Source organism: Streptomyces tyrfis (genome assembly GCF_037034285.1).
Taxonomy (GTDB): Bacteria; Actinomycetota; Actinomycetes; order Streptomycetales; family Streptomycetaceae; genus Streptomyces.
In genome coordinates this window covers 1-10,709 of sequence record NZ_JBAGJZ010000058.1, presented here as the reverse complement: position 1 = coordinate 10,709, position 10,709 = coordinate 1, and the positions used below count along the sequence as shown (strand labels likewise).

At 70.1% G+C, this 10,709-nt stretch carries 9 protein-coding genes; 2 read left to right on the top strand and 7 right to left on the bottom strand.

The features are described from left to right. Positions 1-512 precede the first annotated feature (512 nt). The 6 genes from WA762_RS31205 to WA762_RS31180 form a co-directional block, all read right to left on the bottom strand. Positions 513-1,016 carry a GNAT family N-acetyltransferase gene (locus WA762_RS31205; RefSeq protein WP_335940248.1) on the bottom strand — a complete coding sequence of 168 codons (504 nt, stop codon included), beginning with the start codon at positions 1,014-1,016 and terminating at the stop codon, positions 513-515. A 5-nt stretch (positions 1,017-1,021) separates the two neighbouring features. Beyond that, the gene (locus WA762_RS31200; protein ID WP_335940246.1) at positions 1,022-1,159 is read right to left on the bottom strand and encodes a hypothetical protein; all 138 of its coding nucleotides are present in this window, start codon (positions 1,157-1,159) and stop codon (positions 1,022-1,024) included. A 185-nt stretch (positions 1,160-1,344) separates the two neighbouring features. Further along, on the bottom strand, positions 1,345-2,472 hold the full coding sequence (locus WA762_RS31195) for a hypothetical protein (RefSeq protein ID WP_335940245.1): 1,128 nt from the start codon (positions 2,470-2,472) through the stop codon (positions 1,345-1,347). 98 nt (positions 2,473-2,570) lie between these two features. Further along, the gene (locus WA762_RS31190; protein WP_335940243.1) at positions 2,571-3,470 is read right to left on the bottom strand and encodes a hypothetical protein; all 900 of its coding nucleotides are present in this window, start codon (positions 3,468-3,470) and stop codon (positions 2,571-2,573) included. A 462-nt stretch (positions 3,471-3,932) separates the two neighbouring features. After that, positions 3,933-4,703: a hypothetical protein gene (locus WA762_RS31185; protein ID WP_335940241.1), complete on the bottom strand. Its 771-nt coding sequence runs from the start codon at positions 4,701-4,703 to the stop codon at positions 3,933-3,935. Between the two features lie 604 nt (positions 4,704-5,307). Beyond that, a complete protein-coding gene (locus WA762_RS31180; protein ID WP_335940239.1) occupies positions 5,308-6,279 on the bottom strand; it encodes a rubrerythrin family protein in 972 nt (323 codons plus the stop codon). A 430-nt stretch (positions 6,280-6,709) separates the two neighbouring features. Between WA762_RS31180 and WA762_RS31175 the strand changes: the two genes are divergently transcribed. Next, positions 6,710-6,991, top strand: coding sequence for an SHOCT domain-containing protein (locus WA762_RS31175; protein ID WP_335940237.1), 282 nt, complete (start codon positions 6,710-6,712; stop codon positions 6,989-6,991). A 76-nt stretch (positions 6,992-7,067) separates the two neighbouring features. On the opposite strand, the gene WA762_RS31170 is transcribed toward WA762_RS31175, so the two are convergent. Continuing rightward, positions 7,068-8,888 (bottom strand): choice-of-anchor A family protein, encoded by a 1,821-nt coding sequence (locus WA762_RS31170; protein WP_335940235.1) that lies wholly within the window; start codon positions 8,886-8,888, stop codon positions 7,068-7,070. Between the two features lie 415 nt (positions 8,889-9,303). Between WA762_RS31170 and WA762_RS31165 the strand changes: the two genes are divergently transcribed. Further along, positions 9,304-10,680, top strand: coding sequence for an alkaline phosphatase (locus tag WA762_RS31165; RefSeq protein ID WP_335940234.1), 1,377 nt, complete (start codon positions 9,304-9,306; stop codon positions 10,678-10,680). The last annotated feature ends 29 nt before the right edge of the window (positions 10,681-10,709 follow it).

The following is a 10,709-nucleotide window of genomic DNA, read 5'->3' as shown; positions in this document are numbered from 1 at the left end:
TGAGCCGAGGAGGACGGCACCCTCCGACGAGACTTCGCGGGGCGGTCCTGGTCATCGAGGAGGAGCAGGTAGACGCGGCGGTCGATGAGCCGCTGTGGGGTGGCGGAAGTGGGCACCCTGCAAGACTGCACAGCCGACTATTCAAGTAGCAATTTTTGAGCCTTCCTCTGGGCGTGAGCCCCTCACCCCCAGAGCGCCAGCCGTGTGCGGCCAACCGGGGTTGCCCTGCTACCGGGGCGTGCACAGGCTGTGGTGTATTACGCCTCGTTCTGCCGAGTGCGACACATGTCGTGAGCCGCAAAAACACAGCAGAGGCGTTTGGGATTCAGCGCTGCAGCGTTTGGAGGCGTCGCATGGCATCAGGCCTGAGCTGCGACGACGGAATTTTCGACACATCCCACGAAGGCCGGGGACTGGTTGGGTGAGTGGTTGAGAATCGCTACTTCTTGTTGCAGTCTCAACTATCACCGGCTAGTCCCGGTGGCCGTCTGGGTGGACGGCCATGAGGCAGCTTACCGGTTCTGCTCACCCGGGGTGGCGCCAGCCGTCAGGATGGTGTCGACCGGCGCTCCGAAGGTGGCGTCTGGAGTGTGACGGTCGATCGAGGCCAAACCACATTTCCGGAAGAAGCGGATGCGGTCGGCGAGTCTGTCGTTGCTGTCGGCGGTCAGTGCCAGGAAGGTACAGCCGGCCTGCTGCGCTGCCGTGGAGAATCCCACCAGGAGATGCTGGCCAATGCCCTGGCTGCGGTGTGTGGGGTCGACCATCAGCAGTTGAACCCAGGCCTGGGGTGCGGGGTGGTCGGGTTGCGCGATCTCGTCGACGTAGCCTGCATCGAAGCGGCCCTCGAGGAGCCCTACGATTTCACCGTCGAGGAGAGCGACCCATGCTGTGTAGCACCGGGTGGGAAGACCGCGGGCGTAGCCGCATCCGTCGAGTTCGTCGGGCTCGGCTCTCAGTGTCATCGCGTGGATGGCAGGGGCGTCGGCGGGTTCCGCCGGGCGGACGGTAATCATGTTGGTCAGGCTACGGCGGGGCCCGTTCCTGGCGCGTCGTAGATGGCTGCCTGCCGGTGGTGGAGGTGGCGGGTCAGGGCGTTCTGGGCGAGGGCGAAGCCGAGCATGACCAAGGTCTGCTGGGGTGCTCCGTAGGCGATCATTCTGCGGTTCCAGAGTGTGGCGTCGAGCTGGGCGTTGAGGGACTCGGCGTCGGGCCGCCAGCGATAGCAGTGGATGTAGCTGTCGGTGTCCGGTGGGTGCTGGCGCAGGTGCTCGGTGCGGTTGAGCCCGCGCCGGTGGTCCTCACGAGTGGTGTCCAGGCGTTCGCGGTGGGTGTTTCCGCAGCTCAGCCGGGTGAGAAGGTACCAGCGGTGTCGGCGGCCACCGCGGGGTTCGAGCCGGGACCCGGTGGTGGGGGTGAGGTGGATTTCGCCGGTGTCGAGGCTTTCGGCCTCGTGCAGGGCGCCGCCCTTGGACCATAGGTCGTGCCGATTCCCGCAGGGACAGCCGGTGACCAAAGCAATCCGGCGGGGGCGATGCCGTCGTGCTGCGGGGAGACGATCAGCAGGCCGGCCTTCATGAGCTGATCGCGGTGGATTCCGCGCAGGGCACCGTCCCAGCAAGCCCCGGTCAGACCCGGGAGCCGGGCGGCGGCATCCATAAGCATGGACACCGCAAGGGCGGCCTCTCCGCCGTAGCCCTTGCCGGGCCGCTGGTAGCGCACGTCTAGAACGATCCGCGAGAGCGGGCGGTCGTCTCGGACGGAGGTGAGGACGAACTTCGGGCCGAAGACACGGTGTCCGCCGTCTTCTTCCTCCCCGCCCTCGACATGCCAGCCTGCGCCCGGGTCCTTCCGTCGTGGATTCGCCTGCGGCTCGTCCTCGGCGACCTTGGGACTTTCCCCGCCAGTGGCCGCGCTGCCCCCGTCGCTTTCGGCGCTGCCCGGCTCCTTCTTCTCCCGCGCGTGCTTCTTCTTGGACTTCGTCTTGCTGCCCGGCCCGCGGACAGGGGAGGCGGGGACGGTGCCGTCCCCGACGACGAACTGTCCCCGCCCGGGGGCGGTCATCGAGCGGGTCTGCCCGGGGTCGGCGTATCCGGCCTCCCTCGCCTGGTATGCCGCCAGCCTCCTGAACTCCTCCTGCAAGGAGGGAAGGTAGGGGTGGAGTCGTTTGGAGTGCCAGTTCCACATGTTCCGGCTCGGGCCGCGGGCCGGAAGGCGTAAGGCTTCGGCCGGGCCCAGACGGGAGGTGACACCGTCGATGATGAGCTGCCAGTAGGCCGTATCGGCCATGGCAGCAGCGGTCTTGCGGGCCGAGCCGAAGATGCCCAGCATCCCGAAGAACAGTACCCAGACATAATTGGGGAAGACCGCCTGGCGGCCCGCCGTCCCGGCAGGGCGCGGTGGGATCACGCCTGCCAGGGTGTAGACCTCGGGGCAGGCGGCCAGGGCCCGAACCCGGGTGGTCTCCAGCACAGTCATCGAAAGACCGGCATCGGCAACTGCGACCGGATCAGGAGTGTGATCGCGTCCCGGCGGATGTTGTCCGCCGGAGCTGTTCATCGCGCCGCCCGCTATGCGGCCGCTGCGGGGCGCCGCCAGTCGTATCCGACCAACTCGGCCGTACGGTCCAAAGAGCCCATGCCCAACACCCGGGCCGCGTCCTCGACCCGTCCACTGGCCTCGAACGCCGCCCGTCCCGCGTACGCGGTAATCGAAGCGGGCCGCAGCGAGAGGTCGTCCGCGAGTCCGGCCCGCACCAGCACGTCCCGCAACGCGACGCAGATCCGCGCCTGCTGCTGGGGAGGAGTGCCCCCGCCGGTGCCGATCAACGGCACCACCGGGGTCGGCAGACCCTCGATCCGGCGCCGCAGGCACTGCACCGACCACCGGTCCAGGTCGCACCAGCGGGACGCGATCCGTGCGCTTCCCGCTGCGAAGACCCGGCACCCCGCCAGGTCGACGTGCTCGGGCAGCACCCGGGCGACCTCTGCGGAGTGCACCCCGGACAGCGCGAGCGCAAGGACCGCCGCGTGCCGGGTCGCCCCTTCGGTGAGCTGCGCGAAATGCCGGCACAGCTCCGCCTCCAGCGCGTCCAGAGGACGGATGCGCCGCTCGGGGCGGCCGGGCAAGGCGATGTCGAGCGTGGGATCGGCGTCGGTCAGCAGCAGCTGCCGGGCCGTACGGAAGAACGTCCGCAGCACCGAGCGCCGCAGTCGCATCGTCGAGATCGCCGCGACCGCCACCTTGCCGCGTCGGCTGCGACCGCGTGCTGTGATGAACGCTCCGGTCAGTCCCGCGTCGACGTCCGCCAGGGCGAGTGTGTCCTGGGCCTTGGCGTAGCGGATGAAGCGGTCGGTGAGCTGGATGAACTTTTCCACCGTCTGCTCCGACATCGCCCCGTCCACGGCGGCCTTACGCCAGATGTCCGCGACCAGCTCGGCAGCCTCGGCCACGGTGATTTCCCCGCTCACCCGCGCACTCCACCACAGGGTGTGCAGGGGCAGCACGAGCTGGCGCCCGAACGGTCGTCGTGATGCGTGTACTTCACCATGACCGCAGCCCTGCCCACTTCCCGTCCCTGAGGAAGACTTCAGGCAGACATGGCACTCGGTCGGGCGATACGAGGCCGCGGCAGGTTGACGTCGAAGCGGGGGCGGCGGGACGGTCCCTGCTCTGACGCCGATACCGTCCCGCCTGGGTATGCCGCTCACCACCCCCACACCCGCGACCAGGCGATCGCCTCATGGATCACCGACGAGACGACTACGAATTGACAGGAGAATCGGCGCACTCGACACCAGACTTGCGAGAGCACTGAATTTCCCGGTGTCCCGCGGGTATGGTGCGAAGAGGCCGGATTCTCCTCGGGGACTTCGCCTTGGACGGCCGTTCCGAGGGATGTAGCAGATCCCTCGGCGCGGCCGTTCGTGATGTCAGGCGGCGGATCTGGCCGGATCGGAACCATTCGCCGAATACCCAAACTGGGCCTCCTCTGATGTGACATGTGGCCCGCCTTCTGCGAACCACACACTTCCGCCACCGGCGAGGGTGTCGGACGTTCGCTCTTCCGCACCAGCATTGCCGGGGAAGTGGTCTTCGGGGTCAGGGTCGTTCTCCCGGCCTGGCACGATATAGATCCCGCGCTCACGCCGGGTGATCACCCGACTCTTCGCCATGGCAGACACCGCGTTCTGCACCGCCTTGCGCAGGCGGCCCAGGTCGGCGTAACCGGGCGGAGGGTTCTCGCGCAGCACGACGAAGACGCTGTTCGGGGTGAAGTACTTCTCTCTGCTCGCGGACAGCGCAGCGAGGATGTGCTCCCGCACGCCCGCTTCCCCGCCACCGCTGTGAGTGGTGGCGTCTGCGGCGGGCGGCTCGGGTTCGTTCTGTCCCAGCCTGCGGAGGAAGGTTCCCCAGTCCACCTGGATGGCCTCCACGTCCGGGGCGACCAGGGCCAGCAGGTGCCGCAACTTCTCGTCAGCGGAACGGAGATGGCTGGCCGATGCCAGATCCAGGCCGGCCTCGCCCACAGCGGTAAGCATCACCAGGTCACGTGCCGCCTCGGCGGCCGAAGCCTGTGCGGTACTCAGCCGCGTGACGAGAGAGCGGCGCACGAATGCGGAGGAAGACTCGTCCGGCAACACACACCCCCAGGAAGTGAAGACACACCAATCATGCCCAGAGGAAATCCAGTTGGAGACCACTTTCCCGCACCGGATTCAGACTCTGCTCAACATAGAGAAGTGCATTCGAAAAATCGATCGAATCTGTACCTAGGGCGCCGGACACCAGAAGTACCGTCAGTCTGAAGAGGCCTTGTTGGGAAGGCAGTTGCGCGCGGCGGGCAGGACCTGGGTGATACGGACGAAATCTGCGAACGAAGGCCACCGCGTGCCCTGCACAGTCTTTCGGAGAGTGCTGACCGCTATGGCGAGACGGTCAGCCACGTCCTGCTCGGCCTGCCCGACCGGGCCGCGCGCCGCCCGGTCTATCCGGCTGCATCTCATGATCTCGTCACGAAGGACCCGCGCAAGGGAGACCGCGGCCTGCAACTCCACCGGTGCCGACGCCGGAAGCCTGATGTCTGCGAACCGGACTGTCGACGGAATAGCCCGAGAGCCAGCCGCGTCGGCACCAGAAGCGAGTCCCCTCAACCGGGCTGCCATGCACCAGGGAGACTCGACCTTCGGCTTCCCCACGAGCACCTCACGCATCGCTCGCCAGACAGAGAAGTGCCGAATCCGTTCTGAAATCAGGCACTCGACGTTTCCGGGCCATCTGGCCCAAGTGCCCCCACCTGCTGGTGAGTCAGCGCAGCTGGTCGAGTGCCTGCTGGAAGGCTGTCGCGTGCCTGACCTCATCGGCGGCGGTGTCGCGGAAGTAGCGGGCGGCGGCGGTGTCGCCGACGGACGCGGCCCGCTCGGCGAAGCCCGGGTACAGGGTGGTCGCCTCGTTGCGCTCTCCGGTGACGGCCTTGCGCAGGTTCGTCTTCGTGGTGCGGACCAGTCCGGCCAGGACGGCCTCCCCGGCGAAGTGCTCGCGCAGCTCGACGCCGGCGGTGCCCTCGAAGAGGCGTGCCAGCGCCGGGTTGCCGGTCTGCCGCGCATGAGCGGCGAAGAGCATGTACTTGGCGTGGGCGAGCGCCTCACCGTGCATCGCGGTGTCGAGGTTGGCCATGGTGCGGGCGGCCTTCACCTTCGGCAGCCCGGCCGGTACCGGCACCGCGTCGGCTTTCGGCGGCGCGGGGATGGTGCCGCGGCCGGTGGTCACGACTGTGAGCGCGGTGCGGTAGGCGTCGCGGTGACGGCCTTCGTCCGCTGCGATCTCGGTGAACAGCTTCGCCGCCTCCGGGTCGCCGTCCTTGCGGGCCTGGTCGGCGAAGCCGCGGTACATGACCTGGTGCTCGTAGGTCTCCCCGTTGATGGCCTGGCGCAGATTGGCCGCGTTCGATCCGACGGTGCCGGCCGGGGCGGCAGCCTCGCGCAGATGCTCGTTCAGCTCGGTCTGCGCCGTGCTGCGGAAGAGCCTGCCGACGGCCGGTCGGCCTTGGCGGTCGGCCTCGGCGGCGAAGAGGCTGTAGGAGGCGTAGGCGAACGCCTCCCCCTTCATGCCGGTGGCCAGGTCGGCGAGGGTTTGAGAACGCAGTGCCCGGGTGGCGTCGGTGTGCGCGGCCCCCCGCTGATCGGTCGGCGTCGTGAGGGCCACAGCCGTGGCCGCCTGGGATGCGGCGGTCAGCGTGCACAGACCGACCACCAGCGCGCGTATCGAGTGGCGGAACATGATGTCCTCCTTCCGGGGCGCGCCCTTCTGGACGTGGCGCCCCTCCTCATGCCACCCGCACCCGCACACCCCTGCCTCTTCACGCCACCCTTTCGAGTGACTACACACAGTAATGGCGCGAGCTTTCGGGCGACGTCGAGTGCCCTGGACGCACGCTCCTGAGCAGCGGGAACGGGGAACTACGACCGGTCGCCCGTGCCGACCCCGGGACCGCCTCGGAGTTCCTCGCCCGCGACAGCACAGACCCGCTCGGGGCACACGGGTCCGACCGCGCTCGATGCCGAGTGCCGCCCCGCCCGGCCGACCGCGGACGGGCGGTGAGACCGGCGGGCGGCCGTGCCGACGGCGGACCGGCCGCCCGCCGCCCTGCGCGGGCAACCGGGCGGGGGCACGCTGGAGGTGAAGGCTGTGCCGCCGACCGAGGAAGGCGATGGATGCGATGTGGTACGATGGCGGCTGGGGCTGGGGGTGGGTCGTCATGGCCGTGATCATGGTGCTGTTCTGGGTGTTGCTGATCGCCGGTGTCATCGCGCTCGCCCACTACCTCACCAGAGGTCATCGAGGCCGGCAGCCCGGCCTCCCCCCGCCTCCCGGTCAGCCGGTGTGGGGCGGCGGGCGGGCCGAGGATCTGCTGGCTGAGCGGTTCGCACGCGGGGAGATCGACGAGGAGGAGTACAAGCGCCGTCTCGCGGTGCTGCGCGAGCACCGGTGAGCGGCCGTGGCTCACGGACACGGGTGCGCCCCGGCCCCCTCGTACGGCGGGTGGGGCCGGGGCGCGGTGGGTCAGGTCAGGCGTTCTTGCAGTGCTTGCCCTTGCACGGTTCGCCGCGCTGGTTGGAGAGCGTGACGGCCACGCCGGTGGAGCTGTTGGCCTCGGTCACCGCGTAGGGGCCGAAGACCGGGTTCGCGGGCAGGAGGTAGCCCTCGGGCACCGCCGTCTCGCGCAGGTAGTACTCGCCGAGCGGCAGGTCGTCGAAGGTGCACAGCCCGGCGCGGTCGGTGGCGCAGCCCGGGCCGACCCTGGTGTCGGGGTTGATGCCGGTGGTCTGCAGACCGGCGACGCCGTTGGTCTCGCGCCATGCCTCGAACACGGCTCCGGCCAGGGGGCGGCCGTTCTTCCGGTCGGTCTTGGTCAGATGGATCGAGCCCGTCGTCGGCGGCACCGGGACGCGGGTGTCGCGCACCACGATCCCGACGCCCTGGCCCGCGTTGGCGGCGGTGAGGGCCAGCGGGCCGAACACGTTCGGCGTGGGCAGCTCGTATCCGGGCGGGGCCGCGGTCTCGCGCCAGTAGTAGCTGCCGGCCGTGGTGGTGACGACGCAGCGCCCGTCGGCGGCGGTGGTGCAGTCGGTCACCCGGGTGTCGGGGTTCGTCCCCGTGGTCTGCAGGCCGGCGACGCCGTTGGTCTCGCGCCACAGCTCGAACCTGGCGCCCGGCAGCGCCCGCCCGGTGTCGGCGTCGGTCTTCCGGACCCGCACCTCACCGGTGACCGGGGCCGGTCCCGAGCAGTCGGGCAGGTCGCCGTTGAACGGGTACGCGTGGAACTCCTGGCCGCCGCCGCGGTCCGCGAGGCTGGTGTGGGTCAGCGAACCCGTGGTGAAGAAGCGGCCGTTGACGCCGGGAATGGTGACCGTCGACATGGACGACTGCTCGCCCATCAGGAAGCTGCCCTGGAGCTGGCCCGTGCCGGCGAGGCGGACGGACGTGGCGTCGGGGAAGTTCCACAGCAGCCGCTCGCGGTAGGCGTTGAGCGGGGAGGTGCTGTCGTCGATGCCGCCGCTGAAGGTGTTGATGACGCGGTTGGCGCCCCGGATGTTGACCAGGATCGTGGCGCCGGCGGGGATGCGCTCGAAGACGATTCCCTGCTGTCCGCCGTTCGGCGCGGCCAGGTCGAAGTCCACGTCGAAGACCTGGAGCGCGGACGTGCCGTCGCCGCGGAACAGGGTCCGGTTGCCCTCGTTGACCGCGGTGCCCGTGGCCGGCCGGGGCCGGCCGTCGACCCGGGCGTAGCAGCGGCTGGCCGCGGTCAGCTCGTCGCGCAGGGCGGTGTACGGCCGGGCGGCGTTCGGGTCGTGGACGAGGCGTCCGGTGACGGTGCCGGACTCCGTCCCGGCGTAGCGCACGACGCCCTGCTCGCCGATGAGTCCGCCGGTGGTGTCGAGGCGCTGGCCGCCGGCGATGGTGACGTTCCCTCCGGTGGTCAGGAAGTCCGCGCCGTTCGGCGGGGGCACGCGGGACCCCACGCCCACGATCCCGAGGTTGTACAGGCCGCCGGCCGCCGGGTCCTTGCTCTGGTCGAAGTCGTCGAGGACGACCACGCGGCCCTCGGCCTCCGCGGCCCGGCCGCGGACCAGGAAGTCGTTGCCGACGAAGATGTTGATGGCGTTGTCCCGGCCGGCGATCGGCCCGTTGTTGATTCCGGGGAACGGGCTCGGGCAGGAGCCGGGAACGCAGGGGCCGAGGCCGCCCGGAAGCGTCGCCGCGGAGGCGGGGGCCGCTCCGAGGCCGAGGGCGAGGGCGGGCACGGTCGCCGCCGCCACGGCCAGGGCCGTTCCGGTGGCGCCGACGCGGGCACGCAGCGCGCCGAACTGCTGGGAGATGCGTCTCATGGGGGGAATGGTCGGTGGCCGCCGGGCGCGATCGGTTCGTATGACACGTGCCGCTGATCGGATCTCGCGACTTTTCTCATGCGGACGGAGTACGGGGGAGTCCGGGGGCATACGGCCGGATGGCGGGGCGCGGGGGCGGTCGCGGTTGCGGGCAGGCGATTTCTGTGCGTGCGGACGCGCGGGCGTGCGTGCGGGCGGGCGGGCCTGTCCGGCATATGCGCGTGTGCGGGCGCGTCTGTCCGGCGTGCGCGTACGGCCGGTCCCCGTCGCGGGCGCGGGTGGTGGTGGTCATGTCACGGCAGAACGGCGGGCATCTCGATGTCGCCCGAGGTTCACGCGGCGCTGATGGACTCTCGGCGTCGGCGTCCCCTACCGACCGATTCCACCCCGTATCCACCCGTTCAAGGAGTCACGCATGCCCGGAGCGCGCCTGTCCCGCCGCCGCCTGACGGCCGCGAGTGCCGTCGTCGTCGCCACCGCCGCCGTTGTCGCCGTCACCTCGACCGCGGGCGCGTTCGGCCCGAAGGAGCACGCCCAGCAGGCCATCAAGAACGGGAAGGCGAAGAACGTCATCCTGCTCATCGGCGACGGCATGGGCGACTCGGAGATCACCCTCGCCCGCGACTACACCGTGGGCGCGGCCGGCCAGCTGAACATGGACAAGTTCCCGATGACCGGCGCGTACACGACGTACGCCGTGCACGCCGACGGCACCCCGGACTACGTCACCGACTCGGCGGCCAGCGGCACCGGCTGGGCGACCGGCCTGAAGACCGTCAACGGCCGGATCTCCAAGACTCCGGGCACCGACAAGGCCGTTCCCACCATCCTGGAGCTGGCTCAGAAGGGCGGGTACGCGACCGGCTCGGTGACCACCGCCGAGCTCACGGACGCCACCCCGGCCGTCCTCGCCTCGCACACCACCGACCGCTCCTGCCAGGGCCCCGCCGACATGGCCAAGTGCCCCACCGACACCATCGCCAAGGGCGGCCCCGGCTCGATCGCGGAGCAGAGCGTCAACCACAAGGTCGACGTCCTCCTCGGCGGCGGCAAGCAGCGCTTCGACCAGAAGGTCACGGACGGCAAGTACAAGGGCCTGACCGTCACCGAGCAGGCGCGGAAGCTGGGTTACCAGGTGGTCACCGACGACCGCTCCCTGACGGCGGCCAAGGGCGACAAGCCCGTGCTCGGGCTCTTCGCGCCGGGCAACGTGCCCACCGAGTGGACCGGCAAGCCCGCCGCGGTCGGCGGCACCGCCCCGCAGCGCTGCGTCACCGGCAACCCGAGCCGCCCCGCCGGCACCCCGGACCTCGCCGGCCAGACCACCAAGGCCATCCAGCTCCTGGAGGCGAAGCAGAAGCGGAAGCACGGCGACAGCAAGAAGGGCTTCTTCCTCCAGGTCGAGGGCGCCTCGATCGACAAGCAGGACCACTCGGCCGACCCGTGCGGCCAGATCGGCGAGACGGCCGCGTTCGACCGCGCCGTGAAGGTGGCCCGCGCGTACGCCGCCAAGCACCCGGACACCCTGGTCGTCACCACCGCCGACCACGGCCACACCAGCCAGATCGTGCCGCTGGAGGCCCAGCCGCCCGGCCTGTCCTCGACGCTGATCACCGACGAGGGCCAGCAGCTGAAGGTCAACTACTCGACCAACCCGCCCGGCCAGTCGCAGGAGCACACCGGCACCCAGGTCCGGATCGCGGCGCAGGGTCCGCAGGCGTACCGGGTCCTCGGCGTCACCGACCAGACCGACCTGTTCACCACCCTCCGCGAGGCACTCCGCCTGCGCTGAGGCCGCGCGGTACGCACGCCCGTACCGCC